This window comes from Roseomonas sp. TAS13 (assembly GCF_001950415.1).
Taxonomy (GTDB): Bacteria; Pseudomonadota; Alphaproteobacteria; order Acetobacterales; family Acetobacteraceae; genus Roseomonas; species Roseomonas mucosa.
Genome location: NZ_BDLP01000002.1, coordinates 35,510 through 50,730, shown reverse-complemented (window position 1 = coordinate 50,730; position 15,221 = coordinate 35,510). Strand labels below are relative to the sequence as shown.

The window sequence follows — 15,221 nt, the reverse complement described above, 5'->3', positions numbered from 1 at the left end:
TTCGGCCGCTGCCGACGCCTCGCTCGCGATCACGAGGCCACCGTCGGTTCCGCCGTCGCCTTCTTCACCCTCGCCGCCGCCATGATCCTCGTCCGGCGTCTGGCTCAGCCGTTATGAAACGGGGTCTCAGCGGATACCGATCTGCCGCGCCCCCCGGGTCGCCGCGCCATCGGGGTACGGGACCGGCAGGCCGGGTGGGCAGGCCATTGCAGGTGCTGTTCCAGCCGTGATGGCAGACGGGAGAGAATGAGGGATCACGAAACAATGAATTGATTCGGCGGGATTTTATGGGCGGCATGGCGATATCCCGGCTTGGCAGGCAGGCTCGGCTGACCGGATGCCGGACCCCGCATTCCGGGGATGGCTACAAGATTTGTAGCTCCGGAACCGCTCGTCCGGGGGCCTCTGCCGTCGGTTTCCCCAGGCTGGAGGCTGTTTTCCCCTTCAGGCACTCGATGGCACGCGCCTTGCGCTAGCGACACCACCCGCCCTTGATGAGGCCAGCACGGTGTCCGCAGAGTTCCAGGTCTATATCGACTTCGACGGCACGATCTCCCTCCAGGATACGACCGACCTCCTGCTGGAACGCTTCGCCGACCCGGCCTGGCTGGATGTCGAGGCCGAATGGCTGCGCGGCGCGATCGGCTCGCGCGAATGCCTGCGCCGGCAGGTGGAGCTGCTGCGCCTGACGCCGGAAGCTTTGGACGGCTTCATCGCCTCGGTGCGGATCGATCCCGGCGTGCCGGCTTTCATGGCCTTCTGCCGGGCGCGGGGCCTGCCGGTGACGGTCCTCTCCGACGGGCTGGACCGCGTGGTGTCTGGCGTGCTGCGCCAGGCCGGGCTGGGCGAGCTGCCGGTGCTGGCCAACCGGCTGGAGCGGGTGGGCGCGGAACACTGGGCGTTGCGCTTTCCCCATGCCCGCGCCGAATGCCGGGCTGCATCCGGCCATTGCAAATGCGCCCGCCTTACCGGCCCGGCCGGCCTGCCGGGACTGCTCATCGGCGATGGGCGTTCCGATTTTTGCGCCGCGGGCGAGGCCGGGTTCGTCTTTGCCAAGAGCCGCCTGATCGCCCATTGCGAGGCCGAGGGCATTGCGCACCAGCCCTTCCGCGACTTCGCCGAGCTGCTTCCGCGCTTCCTGGCCTGGCTGGAGAGCCGCCCGCACCGTGCTCCGAATGCCCCGCTGGCTGTCCCCGCGAAGGGCCCGCACGGCTGGCGGGAGCGCAGCCTTGCCTGAGACCCTGTCGATCGGGCCTGGCCGCGCCTGTTCCGGGACAGGGGCGGCACGCCCGCCCGTGCTGGTGCTGGATCTGGATGCCTCCCTGACGAGCCAGCCCGGCCTCGCCGGGCTGCTGCGCGACGGGCGCGCGATCCGCATCGGGGCGCGTGACCTGGCACCCCGGCTGCGCATCGTCGCCGCCTGCCGGCCGCTGGCCCGGCTGCGGGAAAGGCTGCGCGAGGCGGCGGGGGCGGAGAACGTCCCCGGCACCATCGCCTTCTACGGCTCCGGCGACTTCCATCACCTCGCCACGCTCTTCCTCGCCCGGCTGCGCGAGAAGGTGACGCTGCTGCATTTCGACAACCACCCGGACTGGGTGCGCTTCCCGGCCACGGTGAACTGCGGCGCCTGGATCAACCGGGCGCTGGAACTGCCGCAGGTGGCACAGGTGGTGACCATCGGTCCGGCCGGGGAGGACCTGGTCCGGCCGCAATGGAAGGGTGCCAATCTCCGCGCCCTGCGCGAAGGGCGGCTGGAGGTGCATGCCTGGCGCGGCATGGAAAGCCGCTACTGGGGACGCCCCTTCGAGGCGCCGGGCTGCCGCGCTGGCGGTGGCCGCATCGCCTGGGATTCCCTGGCCGATGCCTCCTGGGACGGCTTCCTGGAAGCGCTGGATGCGCGGCTGCCCGGCCGCCCACTCTGGTTTTCACTGGACAAGGACGTGCTCGGCCCCAACGAGGCGCTGACCAACTGGGAGCAGGGCGGCATGGCGCTGTCGGCGATCCTGGGCGCGGTGCAGCGGCTCGGCCGCCGGCGCGGCATCCTGGGGATGGATGTCTGCGGCGACTACTCGCCGCCGCGCTTCCGCGACCCGTTCCGCTGGCTGCTGTCCGCCACCGACCGGGCCACCGTGCCGGAGCCTTCCGCGGCCGCGCTTGCCGTCAACGACCGCAGCAACCGCCGTATCCTGGAGGGCTTCGGCGCCCTGCCGGGAACGGCCCCTCCCCTCCCCCTTCCTTCCGAACGGCTCCTTGCCGCCCAAGGCCCTTCCGCATGATCGTCGACCGCAGTTGCTTCCTCCGGGGCCGGACCAGGACCGGCGTGCTGCTGATCCATGGGCTGGGCGGAACCCCGGCCGAGATGGCCCATCTCGGCCGGAGCCTCTACGGGACCGGCGCCCATGTGCTCTGCTGCCAGCTTGCCGGCCATTGCGGTACGGAGGAGCAACTGGCCAGGACCGGCTGGCGCGACTGGTACGACAGCGTCGAGGCCGCGCTGACCCGGTTGCGCGAAAGCTGCGACACGGTGATTGTCGGCGGCCTGTCCATGGGGGCCGTGCTGGCTGCCCGGCTGGCACGCGAGGAGCCGGAACGGGTCCAGGGGCTGGTCCTGCTGGCCCCGACCCTCCGCTACGACGGCTGGGCGATGCCGCGCTTCAGCTTCCTCCTGCGCGGGCTGGTGCATCTGCCCTTCGGCCGCCGCTATCGCTTCCGGGAGCAGGAGCCCTTCGGCATCAAGGACCCCCGCATCCGTCGCTGGGTCCAGAAGTCCTTGAACACGCCGGGCAACCTCGATGCCGGACTGGAGGCGACGCCGGCCCTGGCGATCCGGGAGATGTGGCGGCTGGTCGCGGACATGCGCGGCACCTTGCCGGAGATCCGCCAGGACACGCTGCTGATCCATGCGCGCGAGGACGACGTGGCGAGCCTTCGCAACGCCTTCCACTTCCAGCGCCATCTCGGCGGCCGGGTGGAGACGCTGGTGCTGGAGGACAGCTACCACATCATCACGGTGGACCGGCAGCGCCAGATCGTGAACCGGCGCGTGGCCGATTTCGTCCGTCAGGCCGGTGGGTGGGAACTCGCCCCGCTTGCCGCGAAGCCGGAGGTGGTCTCGGACAATGATGCGGCCCATCTGTGCGATGCTGTCTGAGGGGGGCCTGCTGCCCGGTTCCGAGGGGTTCGGCCATGACCCGGGCGCCGGTCTGCGGGCCAGAATCCTGCCCGGCATCCATGCCCTGCCGCGCGAGGCCTGGGAGTCCTGCCTGCCCGGCGAGGCGGAGAGCTGGGCCTACCATGCCGCCTGCGAGGCCGGGGCGTTGCCGGAGTTGCGGATCGGCGCGGCGGCTGTCCATGACGGACAGGGGCTGGTGGCGGCCGTACCGCTGTTCCGCATGTCCTACCGCCTCGATACCCCATTGCAGGAAGGCTCCGGGCGGCTGGGGCGCGGCCTGGCCCGGCTGCTCCGCCCCGTGGCGCAGCTCAGGCTGCTCGCGGCCGGCTCCCCCTTCACCGAGCGCTGCCACCTCGCCCTGCGACCCGGGCTGACGGCGGAAGGGCAGGCCGCGGCGCTGCGGGCCCTGCTCGGGGCGCTGGAGGGGGAGGCCCGCGCGGCGCGCGCACCGCTCCTGGCCTTCAAGGACCTGGATGCCGGGGATGCCGCGCGGCTGGCGCCGGTGCTGGAGCCCGCCGGGTTCCAGCGCATCGCCAGCCTGCCGGTCGCCGTGCTGGATCTGGGCACAGGAGCGGGCGGGATGGAGGCCTATCTCGCCTCCCTGTCCGCTGGCACGCGCAAGGACCTGCGGCGGAAGCTGCGCAGCGCCGGGGCCGTGCGCATCGAGCACAGGGAGCATCCAGGGGAACTCGCCGCAGCGATCGAGGCACTCTACGAATCCACCCGGCGGCAGAGCGGCGTGCATTACGGGCCCTTCGAGGAACTCCCCCGGGACTATTTCCGCGCCGTGGCCGAGGCCCTGCCGGGCCGGGCACGCTTCGTGCTCTACTGGGTGGGCGGGGAGCTGGCGGCCTTCAACCTGCTGCTGCTGGAAAGGGACCGCGTCATCGACAAGTTCCTGGGCATGGCCTACCCCCTGGCACGGCAGCATAATCTCTATGCCGTGAGCTGGGCGGAGAATGTCCGCTTCGCCCTGGAAACGGGACGCCATCTGCTGCAATCCGGCCAGACCGCCTATGCCTCCAAGTTGCGTTTCGGAAGCCGTCTGGAGCCCTGCGCCATCTTCGCCCGACACCGTAATCCCGTACTGAACCGTGCGCTCCGCCTCGCCGCACCCTATCTGGCCTTCGACCGCTGGGACCCTGATCTACGCGATCAGGGCGCGCGTTCCGCTGTCCGGGGGTGATGCCCGGACGGTGCGGAAACCCGCCGACGCGATGCCGCCTGCCTGGAAGCCGGGGAACCACGGGCAGGGCCTCCGGCCGCGCCCATGGGACCGGCTTCGGGGCGCGGTCTTCCCGAAGGTCAGGCTGCGCTGGCAACTGACCTTCGCCTTCATGCTGGTGAGCGTCATCCCCGTGCTGCTGGCGAGCTATGTCGCGGCGGAAATGATCTCCTCGCGTTTCGAGCGCAGCCGCGAGCGCTGGCTGAACGACACCGCGCGGCTCATCGTGAGGCAGTTGCTGGAGGCAGAAGAGGAGGCGCGGCTGGCCACCGCCATCTTCGCCAACAGCCTGACCCATGCGCAGACGCTGGAGGGCGGCCTCGCCGGATTTTCCGCGGATCTCCTGGTTTCCACGGGCTACGACCTGGTCGCCCTGTACGACCCGGACGGCCATGTGGTGCTGAGCCAGGGGCTGTCCGGCGACACCGCCTGGCTTCCCCGGCAGGACGGGGCCGGGTTCTACATGACCATGGCGGGGGGCACGCCGGTGCTGCTGCTCGGCTCCTCCCACCGCTTCCTCTTCGACGGGCGCCCCTATATCGCCTTCGTGGCGGACAAGGTGAACGACCGGCTCATCGCGGCCGCGCAGACGATCTCCTCGCTGCAGGTCAGCTATTTCGGCGCCCGGGGCACGCCGGCGCTCAGCTTCTCGAAGCGGGAGGGCCTCCCCGGCTTCTCCGTACCACTCGAGGCCCTCGCCCGCCTGGAGGCCGGCGAGCAGAGCGTTTCCGCCATGGCCCTGCCAGACGACAGGCTGGCCAGCGGCTTTGCCGCGCTGCGCGACCGCCAGGGTGCGCTCGTGGGGATCATCGCCGCGCGCCTCGCCAGCAACACGCCGGTCCTGTCGAATCTGGGCCTGCTCCAGCTCTTCGTCGTCCTGTCGCTCTGCTCCGGGCTGCTCTCCTTCGTGGTGGCGCTCGTCGTGTCCGCGCGGATCTCCCGGCCGGTCAGGGACCTCACCGCCGGCCTGCGGCAGGTGGCGAGCGGCAACTATGCGACCCGTGTCCGGGAAAGCGGAGACGGCGAGCTGGCGGAACTGACGGGCGGCTTCAACGCCATGACGGAGCAGCTGGAGCGGCTGCGCAGCATGGAGGCGGAAATGCGGCGGCGGGAGACGCTCGCCACGCTTGGCGAGGCCGCCACCACCATCGCGCACGAGATCCGCAACCCGCTGGGCATCATCAAGACCTCCAGCCGGGTCATCCGGGGCCGCGACGGGCTTTCGCCCGGGACCGAGCGGCTGCTGGACTTCGTGCTGGACGAGGTGAAGCGCATCGATCATCTCGTGCAGGACCTGATCGACTATGCGCGCCCGCGTGCCCTTCGCCTGCAGGTACTGGACCTGGCGGACGACGTGATCGCTGGCGTGGCCGATTTCGCCGAGGCGGAGCTGAGCCGCCGGGGCATCACCTGCGCGATCCTGAAGCCCTCCCTTCCGGTCAGGATCGCCGGCGATGCCGAACTGCTGCATCAGGCGTTCCTGAACGTGCTGATCAATGCCATGGAGGCGATGCCGGACGGGGGAGAGATCACCATCCGGGTGTCGCGGGAGGCGGCAGTCGTGCTGGCGAGCGTGGAGGACACGGGCAAGGGCATCGCCCCGGAGATCGTGGACCGGCTCTTCGATCCCTTCGTGACCAGCAAGCTGCATGGCACCGGCCTGGGCCTCGCCCGCGTGCGCGCCGTGGTGGAGAGGCATGGCGGCCGCATCGAGGCCGATAACCGGATCGGCGGCGGGGCCCGCTTCGTCTTCCATTTCCCCCTCGCCGAGGAGAAAGGTGATGGCCTCCTCCATCCTGATCGTTGACGACGAGGCGAGGCTGGCGGAGGTGCTGGCTGTCGGCCTCGAAGGGCGCGGCTTCGAGGCAGCTTTCGCCTGCTCCGCCGATGCGGCCCTCGGGCATGTGGCCGCGCAGCGCGTGGATCTCGTGCTGACGGATCTGCGGATGCCGGGGCTTTCAGGGCAGGAGCTGCTGCGGCGGCTGCGGGCCGAGCACCCCGGCCTGCCGGTCGTGATCATGACAGCCTATGCCAGTGTGCGCGACGCGGTGGAGCTGGTGAAGGAAGGCGCCTTCGACTATGTCGCCAAGCCCTTCGACCTCGACGAGGTGGTGACCACCATCCAGCGCGCCCTGCATGTGCAGCAGGTGGAAAGCGAAAACCAGCGCCTGAGGCAGGAGCTGGAAGGGCGCCACGACTTCTCCAACATGGTCGGCCGGAGCCCGGTTTTCCAGCAGGCGCTGCAGCAGGTCGCCGAGGTCTGCGAAAGCCGCGCCACGGTGCTGCTGCAAGGGCCAAGCGGCACGGGCAAGGAGCTCTTCGCCCGTGCCGTCCACTACAACAGCGACCGGCGCAAGCGGGGCTTCGTCGCGGTGAACTGTGCCGCAATCCCCGAGGCGTTGCTGGAAAGCGAGTTGTTCGGCCATGTGAAGGGCGCCTTCACCGGCGCCATTGCCAGTCGCGACGGCCGCTTCACCATGGCGCATCAGGGCACGCTGTTCCTGGACGAGATTGGCGACATGCCCCTCGCCATCCAGGCGAAGCTGCTGCGTGCTATCCAGGAGCAGTGCTTCGAGCCGGTCGGCAGTACGCGGACCATCAAGGTGGATGTGCGCATCGTCGCCGCGACGCATCGCGACCTGCGGCGTGCGGTGGAAGACGGCCGGTTCCGCGAGGACCTGTTCTACCGCCTGAATGTCTTCCCGATCAATGTGCCACCCCTGAACCAGAGGACCGGCGACGTGCCGCTGCTCGCGCAGCGTTTCCTGCAGCAGCACGCCGCCTCGATGGGCAAGCGCATTTCCGGCTTCAGCCCGGCGGCGCTGGCGGCCATGGAGAGCTATGACTGGCCGGGCAATGTGCGGGAGTTGCAGAACTGCGTGGAACGGGCGGTGATCGTGGCGCGAGCGGAGATCATCGACCTGCCGGATCTGCCGCGCTATCTCTTCGAGACCCGTGTACCGTCCGCGTCCGCGGCGCGGCTGCCGGGGGATCTCGACGCCGAACTGACGCGGCTGGAACGGGAGATGATGCTGGAGGCGCTGCGGCAATCAGGGGGCGTGCAGGCACGCGCGGCCGAACGCCTGGGCATCAGCGAGCGCAGCTTCTGGCATCGCATGAAGAAGCTGGAGATCCGGATCGACCGTCATCTTCGGGACGATCGGACGGAGCCGGGCGCTTAGCGGGACGGTGAGGCCGCCAGACGGGACGACCGGTGCTTCGAGGCCAGAGGCCGGGGACATGGCCGACCCGGCCGTCCTGGCTTCGGAGATTGACAAGTCTCTTTCAGGAAAAGGCTTGGCGGGCATCGGAATCTTCATGACATCGGGCGTGAGCAAAGATCGAGTCAGCCGTTATTATGATCGGCTCGTAGCTTCCCAAGCATCGGCCTTTATATGATAATGACATTCGTTTGCACTTTCCCGTGAACGTGAAGCGGGCCGTCTCAGCCAGTCTCGTCCGGAGTGGAGGATAGATGACACACGAGAACAGTACGGAGCCAGCTTTCCGAACCGAAACGGACTCCATGGGAGAGGTTCAAGTTCCGGCCGATCACCTCTGGGGCGCCCAGACGCAGCGGTCGCGCGTGAACTTTCCCATCGGCGTTGACCGCTTCCGCTTCGGCCGCCCGGTGATCCGCGCCCTGGGTATCCTGAAGAAGGCCGCGGCCCAGGCCAATGCCGAACTCGGCCAGATCCCGCGCGACAAGGCCGATCTGATCGTGCGCGCGGCGGACGAGGTCATCGCCGGCCGCTGGGACGCCGAGTTCCCCCTGGTCGTGTTTCAGACAGGCTCCGGCACCCAGACCAACATGAACGCCAACGAGGTGATCGCGAACCGCGCGATCCAGATCGCCGGTGGGCAGGTCGGATCGAAGAAGCCGGTGCATCCGAACGACGATGTGAATCACAGCCAGTCCTCGAACGACACCTTCCCGACGGCCATGCACATCGCGGCAGTGGAAGTGCTGACGGGCACCACGATTCCGGCTGTGCAGCAACTGCGTGACACGCTGGACGCCAAGGCGCGGCGATACGAAGGGATCGTCATGGTGGGCCGCACCCATCTGCAGGACGCCACCCCGGTGACGCTGGGCCAAGTGATCGGCGGCTGGGTGGCGCAGCTGGACGACGCCGTTGCGACGCTGGAGCATGCGCTGAAGGGCCTTCTCCGCCTGGCGATCGGCGGGACCGCGGTGGGCACCGGGCTGAATGCCGACCCTCGCTTCGGCGAGACCGCAGCCCGGTTCATCGCGAACGAGACGGGCCACCCCTTCATCTCCGCACCGAACAAGTTCGCCGCCCTGTCGGCCCACGACGACCTCGTGAACACCAGTGCGGCCCTGCGCACGCTGGCCGGCGCTCTGATGAAGATCGCCAACGACGTACGCTGGTATGCCTGTGGTCCCCGCGCAGGGTTCGCCGAGCTGCGGATCCCGGAGAATGAGCCGGGTTCCTCCATCATGCCGGGCAAGGTCAACCCGACGCAAAGCGAGGCGATGACAATGGTCGCCGTGCAGGTCTACGGCAATGACGCAGCCGTTGCGTTCGCGGGCAGCCAGGGCAACTTCCAGCTTAACGTCTACAAGCCTGTCATGGTGCACAACGTGCTGGAATCGGCCGAACTGATCGCCGATGCCTGCCGCGCGTTCGACGAGCACTGCGCTCGCGGCATCGAGCCGAACGAGGAGCGCATCCGCGAGCACCTGGACAGTTCACTCATGCTTGTCACCGCACTCAACCCACATATCGGCTACGAGAAGTCGGCCAAGATCGCGATGACTGCATACCGCGAGAACACGACCCTGCGCGCAGCGGCTTTGAAACTTGGCCATGTCACGGACGAGCAGTTTGACCAATGGGTGCGCGCGGAGGACATGACCGGGCCAAAGCCATAGGCTTCGGCTTCTGGCCTGCTTCCGCCCCTGGCTGGATCGGAGGTCAGGCCAGCCTATGTCCCGGTCGCCAAACCTCCTTGACGGCTTCAGCGGTGGGATGCGCCTTGGTAGTGTCCTCAGGTCCAGCATGTTCTTCCGCTTTTTCGGGCCTGGCACGGGCGAGGTCGTCCTGGTTGTGGGAGGGTTTCTTCCGGCCCCGGCATCCGAAGCGAGGTTATGCGGGGGTCAATGCCGCTTGTGGGTGCGGCCGCATCAGGCATGCTGTTCCCGGCAGAGCGGACGCCGTCTCCAGCGCCGCTTGCTGATGCCGGGCTGGCCCTGGGACTTTCCCGGATCCAGCCCGAGCCGGAGGCCGCGGAACGTCGGGCATCAGTGCTGCTCGATGGCTTTCCGCAGGGCACGCCGGAACCCCTCGTCGCACAGCCATAGTCCTCCCTGCCCCGAGAGACGCGCGCCAGCCCTGCCCCGGTGATGCGCACCGGAGACGGCAAGGCAGCTGCTGCGAAGGTCCGCGTCTTGTTGCGCCGCAACAGAAAGTCGCGCTGAGGACCATAGCGTGCGCCACGATATGCCAGCCCTGCTCGCCGCCTCCTGAAGCCAAAGCACTTGGCAGTGGCCGCATGGCCCCAACTCAGGCCTGCTATCGAAGGGTGTGCCGGGGAGGTGTGTAACGGGAGCACAAATTCGGCTTGAAGTGCGACCAGGAATCACTAATGTGGATGCATCGATGTGATTGCAACGGTCCGGATTGACAACGGAGCCGAGCTCATTAGGCGGCGGACTGGGGAGGTTCAGCATGTTTCTGATGAACAATTGGTATGTGGCTGGCTGGGAAGCGGACCTTCAGCCGGGCAGTGTTGTAGCCCGACGCTTCCTGAACTTGCCCGTGGTGCTGTTCCGAACCATGGCGGGCGAGATTGGTGCTCTTGAGGATCGCTGCTGTCACCGCGCCATGCCGCTCAGCAGCGGCGTCGTCGAGGGTGAGGCTCTCCGGTGCTTCTACCATGGGCTTGAATTCGCAACGAACGGTGCCTGCACCAAGGTTCCCGCGCAGGACAAGGTCCCGAGCTCCGCGCGTGTGCGAAGCTATAAGCTGGTGGCACGAAATCATGTGCTTTGGATCTGGATGGGCGACCAGGAACAGGCCGACGAAGCCCAGATCCCGGCGTATGAGGTGCATGACAATCCAAGGTGGGCGTGGACGCCATCCTACTTCCACCTGCAAGGCAACTGGCAGCTCCTGATCGAAAACCTGCTCGACCTGTCGCACCTCTCTTATGTGCATCCCAAGACGATCGGCGGAAATCCGGCGATCCACTTCCGCGCGCAGATGACCACCACGCGTACCGAGCGAACGGTCCGGGTCGAACGCCGGATGCCAAACTCCGCGCCGCCACCGACCTATGTGGCAGCGAAAGGGTTCACTGGTCTGATCGACCGCTGGCAGGAGATCGAGTTTGAGCCGGTCCTGATTCGCATCAACACCGGCGGGTGCGATGCCGGCACCGGCGCTTATGAAGGTCGTCGCGACCAGGGCTTCTCGATGTCGGGATTCCACGGGATCACGCCGGAGACGGAAAGCACGACGCATTACTTCTGGTCCATTGCGACCGATGCAGTCGCGAACGGCGTTCCCGAGACTGTCTTCCGGCAGACCTACGATACCTTCGTCGAGGACCGGGCTGTTCTTGAACAGCAGCAGATCCGACTCAGCGAAGACCCTCTGCGGCCGAAGGTCGATATCGTCAGCGACGCGGGTGGCAACCATGCACGCCGGATTCTCGCGCGGCTGATGGAAGCCGAACGTACGCAGGTTGCGGCGGAATAGCATCCATGCTCCAGCCCTGGCTTACGCTTCGCATTCTGCGCAAGCAACGCGAAGCCGAAGACATATTCTCCTTCGATCTGGCGTCGCGTGACGGTGAGGCTCTTCCGTCCTTCGACGCTGGATCCCATATCGATGTGAAGGTCGCGGAAGGGATCGTGCGGCAGTACTCGCTGTGCAATTCGCCGGACGACCGTCGCCTCTATCGTGTCAGGCGACAGGGTAAATCCATCCGGAGGCGACATCAGGAACCCAGCCACCTCGCGTAGGAGGGAGAGGCAGGATGATGGATCGATTGGGCATGTTTCCACCCGGCAGGGACGGGCGGAGACAGGCTATGAGGACGCCGGATGAGGTGGCGGCGATGCAGCGGCTTCATGGTCTGGGCTGGGGCACGCGGCGGATTGCGGCGGAGCTGGGCTGCAACCGTGAGACGGTGCAGCGGTACTTGGCCGCGGGCGGCTGGTCTCCTTGCCGGGTGGCGACCCGCCCGAGCCTGTTGACGGGGCATGCGGGCTGGCTGGCCGAGCGGCTTCGGTGCCACCGCGGCAATGCCGATGTTGTCCGCCAGGAATTGGCATCTGAACTCGGCATCGTGGTCAGCCTGCGCACGGTGGAGCGCGCCGTGGGGCACTTTCGTCGCGAGCTCGCCGCGGAGGCGCTGGCGACGGTACGGTTCGAGACCCCACCCGGGCGCCAGTTGCAGATCGACTTCGGCCAGCGAAGGATCGCGATCGAGGGCGAGGATCCGGGCCGGGTGTACCTGTTCGTGGCGACGCTGGGCTACTCGCGGCGTGTTTATGCCCGGGCCTTCCGGCACGAGCGGCAGTCGGCCTGGCTGGAGGGGATCGAGGGGGCGTTTCGCCACTTCGGCGGCTTGCCGGGTGAACTCCTGCTCGACAATGCCCGCGCCCTGGTCCGGCACCACGATGCCGCCACGCGCGAGGTCGAGTTCAACGACCGGCTGCACGCATTCGCCCGGTACTGGGATGTGCGACCGGTGGCCTGCGCACCCTATCGGGCTCGCACCAAGGGCAAGGACGAGCGCGGTGTCGGCTATGTCAAAGGCAACGCCATCGCCGGGCGGCGTTTCGCCTCCTGGGGCGCGCTGGAGGCGCACCTAGCCTGGTGGATGCGCGAGGTGGCCGACCTCCGTGTACACGGGACAACGGGCGAGGCGCCGATCGTGCGGTTCAAGCGCGAGGAGGCCGCGGCACTGCGCCCGTTGAACGGCCGCCCGCCGTTCCAGCAACTGCGCGAGCTGACACGCCGGGTGCAGAACGATGCCTGCGTGGACGTCGACACCAACCACTACAGCGTGCCGTGGCGGCTGATTGGGGCGGAGGTCAGCGTGCAGGTCGGTGGTGGCCAGGTCCGCATCCACCATGCCGGGGTCGAGGTCGCCTGCCATGATCGCCGCCTTGGTCGCCGCGAGCGTGCGGTCGATCGCGCTCACCTGCACGGCATCGTGCCATGCCGCCCGGATCCGGCCAGCGACGCTGACAACAGTGCCATCCCGCCCGTCATGTCATCCGGCATCGAGTTGCTGCGCCCCCTGGCTGAATATGAGCAGGCGGTGGGAGGCGGCTGGTGAGCACCGAGGGGGATGCGCTGCCCGAGATGCTGGCGCGGTTGAAGCTGAGGGCGATACGGGACCGGCTCGACGGGCTGCTGGACGACGCCGCTCGAGGCGACCTGTCGCTGCGCGAGACGCTGGCACTGCTGTGCCGGGCCGAAGTGTCGCACCGCGAGGAGCGGCGCATCCAGATGGCCACCAGCATCGCGAAGTTCCCCTACCAGCGCACGCTGGAGGGGTTCGACTTCACTGCCCAACCCTCGCTGGACGCCAGGCAGGTCCGCGACCTGGCTGCCTGCCGCTGGGTGGCCAACGGCGATGCTCTGCTGATCCAGGGCCCGCCTGGCGTCGGCAAGACGCACCTGGCCATCGCCCTTGGTCGCGAGGCGATCCGCCACGGCCACTCCGTGCTGTTCACCCCGGCGACGGCATTGGTGACGAGCCTGGTCATGGGGCATGCGGAAGGCAGGCTGGAACAGCGGCTGACGCAGTTGGCCAAGCCAAAGCTGCTGATCGTGGACGAGTTCGGCTACCTGCCGTTCGAACCCGCCGCGGCCCATCTGCTGTTCCAACTGATCAGCCGTCGCTACGAGCGCGGCAGCCTCCTGGTCACGTCCAATCGCGCCGTGAGTGACTGGGGTACGGTGCTGGGGGACCAGGTCGTTGCAACCGCCATCCTGGACCGTTTGCTGCACCATAGCCACGTGCTGACCATCCGCGGCGACAGCTACCGGCTGCGAGAGAAACGCCGCTCGGGGCTGCTCAAGGCAACACCCGCACCGGAACCCGCCGGGGCATCACAGTAACGGAGGTGGCCGGGTTCTCAGTGTCGCCGGTGGCCGGGTTCCTGATGTCGCTTGATATCTATCGCATCGCGGTCCTCCGCACGCCGGATTCTGCTGGAGGAAGCCGCGGCCTGACGGAACGCTTCGAGGAAGGAGACTTGGTGGAGGTGGGTGCGCCCCGCAACCTCTTTCCTCTTTCTGCTTCGGATGGGCACAGCATGCTCTTTGCAGGCGGCATTGGCATCACACCGATCCTCTGCATGGCGGAGCGTCTGGCCCGGACCGGGAAGTCATTCGAACTGCACTACGCTGGCCGCTCCCGCGGCCGTATGGCCTTCCTGCGAAGCATCGATGGGGGACCGCTGGCTGGTTTCTCCCATGTCTACTGCGATGACGAACCGAATCAGCCGCGCCTGGACCTTGCAGGGCTGCTTTCCGGACATGCGCCCGATACCCAGCTTTACGTGTGCGGCCCGACGGGCTTCATGAGCGCCGTGCTGGACACCGCGAAAGGCTTGGGCTGGCCGCCGGAACACCTGCACCGCGAGTACTTCGCGGCGCCTGCTGCCACGCAAACCGGTGCGGATACGGCCTTCGAGGTGCAGGTCGCCAGTACCGGCGCCAGGTTCCTGGTGCCACCAGAACGCTCGGTCGTGAGCGTGTTGGCAGAACACCGCACCGAAGTGAATGTCTCCTGCGAGCAGGGTGTCTGTGGCACATGCCTGACCAGGGTGCTGGATGGAGAGCCGGACCACCGGGACCAGGTGCTCACCGACAGCGAGCGTTCGGCGAATGACCAGTTCACGCCCTGTTGCTCGCGGGCACGGACGCCAGTGCTGGTGCTCGATCTATGAGGCGCTCAGGGCCGCTTATGGGGCGCTGGAGCTTCCGGCTCATAGGCATTGACAGCCGGAACGTTTGTCATGAGGCGGCGCAGGAGCTGCAGAAGCAGACGACGCTCCTCCGCGTTTACCCCCTTCATGAGCAGCGCTTCTCGCGCCAACGCAACTTTCAAGACACGGTCATGAAGCGCCCGGCCCGCGGGCGTCAGCCAGATCAACTTGCGCCTCGGGTCCGTCTCGTCAGGCTCCGAGCGCGTGTATCCAGCCTGGAACAGGACATTCTCCGCCCGGCTGATAGCCGACTTGTCGACCCCCGTGGCATCGGCGACGATCTGAAGTGTCAGGCCATCGCCCTGAGCCAGCATGGTCATCAGCCGCCATTCGGCAACACCGATCCCGAAATGCTCGCGGTAGGTACGCGACGCCCCTGTGGCCAGGGAGTTGGAGAGACCTGTGATGAAGAACGGGAGATAGTTCTCAAGGTCCAGCACCGGTCCGTTCTTCGAGCCGTGCGCCATACGAGCCAGATCCTTCCTACCTTAGGGGAAGGGAATAAAAGCGTATGACGAGGCTGATGACTACCGACCTCTTTGCCCTGGCCGTGACGCTGCAGACGATCCGGCGCCGTGGAGATGTTTGTGTCGGTGTCCTCGGACAGGACGGACAGCCACTCGACTTGGACGATGCGGCACAGGACTGGCGGGCCTTCGTTCGCTTGGTGACGGACGAGATCTTATCCAACGGCGGCGAATCAACCACGGAGACGGCCGACATCGCCCTGGTGCGAGGGACAAATTCCTATCGCCAGTTTGTCGCCGGACATCCCGCCTTGGTCCAGCAGGTCAGCGCCGTGGTCACGGTGCGCGACAGTGTCGTTGAGGAAGTATTCGACGAGTAGA

At 67.4% G+C, this 15,221-nt stretch carries 14 protein-coding genes and 1 pseudogene; 14 read left to right on the top strand and 1 reads right to left on the bottom strand.

Annotation, left to right across the window (positions count from 1 at the left end; all coding sequences use genetic code 11):
• From ROTAS13_RS25965 to ROTAS13_RS00545, 13 genes and pseudogenes are all read left to right on the top strand, one after another.
• Positions 1–117, top strand: a pseudogene (locus ROTAS13_RS25965) (IS5/IS1182 family transposase); the annotation flags it as partial.
• 391 nt (positions 118–508) lie between these two features.
• Positions 509–1,237: an HAD-IB family phosphatase gene (locus ROTAS13_RS00595; protein WP_058389470.1), complete on the top strand. Its 729-nt coding sequence runs from the start codon at positions 509–511 to the stop codon at positions 1,235–1,237.
• Positions 1,230–2,276 (top strand): hypothetical protein, encoded by a 1,047-nt coding sequence (locus ROTAS13_RS00590; RefSeq protein WP_252572396.1) that lies wholly within the window; start codon positions 1,230–1,232, stop codon positions 2,274–2,276. The genes ROTAS13_RS00595 and ROTAS13_RS00590 overlap by 8 nt, the downstream gene beginning before the upstream one ends.
• On the top strand, positions 2,273–3,151 hold the full coding sequence (locus ROTAS13_RS00585) for a carboxylesterase (protein ID WP_019462089.1): 879 nt from the start codon (positions 2,273–2,275) through the stop codon (positions 3,149–3,151). The genes ROTAS13_RS00590 and ROTAS13_RS00585 overlap by 4 nt, the downstream gene beginning before the upstream one ends.
• Positions 3,141–4,358: a GNAT family N-acetyltransferase gene (locus ROTAS13_RS00580; RefSeq protein ID WP_083755340.1), complete on the top strand. Its 1,218-nt coding sequence runs from the start codon at positions 3,141–3,143 to the stop codon at positions 4,356–4,358. Before ROTAS13_RS00585 ends, ROTAS13_RS00580 begins: the two co-directional genes overlap by 11 nt.
• Before the next feature lie 31 nt (positions 4,359–4,389).
• Positions 4,390–6,204, top strand: a complete 1,815-nt coding sequence (locus ROTAS13_RS00575) for a PAS domain-containing sensor histidine kinase (protein ID WP_075821252.1) — start codon at positions 4,390–4,392, stop codon at positions 6,202–6,204.
• The gene (locus ROTAS13_RS00570; RefSeq protein ID WP_075821251.1) at positions 6,179–7,579 is read left to right on the top strand and encodes a sigma-54 dependent transcriptional regulator; all 1,401 of its coding nucleotides are present in this window, start codon (positions 6,179–6,181) and stop codon (positions 7,577–7,579) included. Before ROTAS13_RS00575 ends, ROTAS13_RS00570 begins: the two co-directional genes overlap by 26 nt.
• Before the next feature lie 293 nt (positions 7,580–7,872).
• A complete protein-coding gene (fumC, locus tag ROTAS13_RS00565; RefSeq protein ID WP_075821250.1) occupies positions 7,873–9,294 on the top strand; it encodes a class II fumarate hydratase in 1,422 nt (473 codons plus the stop codon).
• Positions 9,295–10,090: 796 nt separating this feature from the next.
• Positions 10,091–11,122 carry an aromatic ring-hydroxylating dioxygenase subunit alpha gene (locus ROTAS13_RS00560; RefSeq protein WP_051004931.1) on the top strand — a complete coding sequence of 344 codons (1,032 nt, stop codon included), beginning with the start codon at positions 10,091–10,093 and terminating at the stop codon, positions 11,120–11,122.
• 5 nt (positions 11,123–11,127) lie between these two features.
• Positions 11,128–11,388, top strand: coding sequence for a hypothetical protein (locus tag ROTAS13_RS25960; protein ID WP_216348561.1), 261 nt, complete (start codon positions 11,128–11,130; stop codon positions 11,386–11,388).
• A gap of 68 nt (positions 11,389–11,456) precedes the next feature.
• On the top strand, positions 11,457–12,713 hold the full coding sequence (istA, locus tag ROTAS13_RS00555; RefSeq protein ID WP_075821249.1) for an IS21 family transposase: 1,257 nt from the start codon (positions 11,457–11,459) through the stop codon (positions 12,711–12,713).
• On the top strand, positions 12,710–13,501 hold the full coding sequence (gene istB / locus ROTAS13_RS00550) for an IS21-like element helper ATPase IstB (protein ID WP_305793709.1): 792 nt from the start codon (positions 12,710–12,712) through the stop codon (positions 13,499–13,501). Before istA ends, istB begins: the two co-directional genes overlap by 4 nt.
• Positions 13,502–13,521: 20 nt before the next feature.
• On the top strand, positions 13,522–14,334 hold the full coding sequence (locus tag ROTAS13_RS00545; protein ID WP_253187609.1) for a PDR/VanB family oxidoreductase: 813 nt from the start codon (positions 13,522–13,524) through the stop codon (positions 14,332–14,334).
• Between the two features lie 5 nt (positions 14,335–14,339).
• Here ROTAS13_RS00545 and ROTAS13_RS00540 read toward each other — a convergent pair whose 3' ends face one another.
• Positions 14,340–14,840, bottom strand: a complete 501-nt coding sequence (locus ROTAS13_RS00540) for a MarR family winged helix-turn-helix transcriptional regulator (protein ID WP_075821247.1) — start codon at positions 14,838–14,840, stop codon at positions 14,340–14,342.
• Positions 14,841–14,896: 56 nt separating this feature from the next.
• Between ROTAS13_RS00540 and ROTAS13_RS00535 the strand changes: the two genes are divergently transcribed.
• Positions 14,897–15,220: a hypothetical protein gene (locus ROTAS13_RS00535; protein WP_126281720.1), complete on the top strand. Its 324-nt coding sequence runs from the start codon at positions 14,897–14,899 to the stop codon at positions 15,218–15,220.
• Position 15,221: the final 1 nt, after the last annotated feature.

Bases quoted from the DNA above. Each gene is read 5' to 3' on its own strand.
- ROTAS13_RS00535 (WP_126281720.1), top strand. From the start codon at position 14,897: ATGACTACCGACCTCTTTGCCCTGGCCGTGACGCTGCAGACGATCCGG.
- ROTAS13_RS00585 (WP_019462089.1), top strand. From the start codon at position 2,273: ATGATCGTCGACCGCAGTTGCTTCCTCCGGGGCCGGACCAGGACCGGC.
- fumC (WP_075821250.1), top strand. From the start codon at position 7,873: ATGACACACGAGAACAGTACGGAGCCAGCTTTCCGAACCGAAACGGAC.
- ROTAS13_RS00570 (WP_075821251.1), top strand. From the start codon at position 6,179: ATGGCCTCCTCCATCCTGATCGTTGACGACGAGGCGAGGCTGGCGGAG.
- ROTAS13_RS00560 (WP_051004931.1), top strand. From the start codon at position 10,091: ATGTTTCTGATGAACAATTGGTATGTGGCTGGCTGGGAAGCGGACCTT.
- ROTAS13_RS00575 (WP_075821252.1), top strand. From the start codon at position 4,390: ATGCCGCCTGCCTGGAAGCCGGGGAACCACGGGCAGGGCCTCCGGCCG.
- ROTAS13_RS00540 (WP_075821247.1), bottom strand. From the start codon at position 14,840: ATGGCGCACGGCTCGAAGAACGGACCGGTGCTGGACCTTGAGAACTAT.
- ROTAS13_RS25960 (WP_216348561.1), top strand. From the start codon at position 11,128: ATGCTCCAGCCCTGGCTTACGCTTCGCATTCTGCGCAAGCAACGCGAA.
- istA (WP_075821249.1), top strand. From the start codon at position 11,457: ATGAGGACGCCGGATGAGGTGGCGGCGATGCAGCGGCTTCATGGTCTG.
- ROTAS13_RS00580 (WP_083755340.1), top strand. From the start codon at position 3,141: ATGCTGTCTGAGGGGGGCCTGCTGCCCGGTTCCGAGGGGTTCGGCCAT.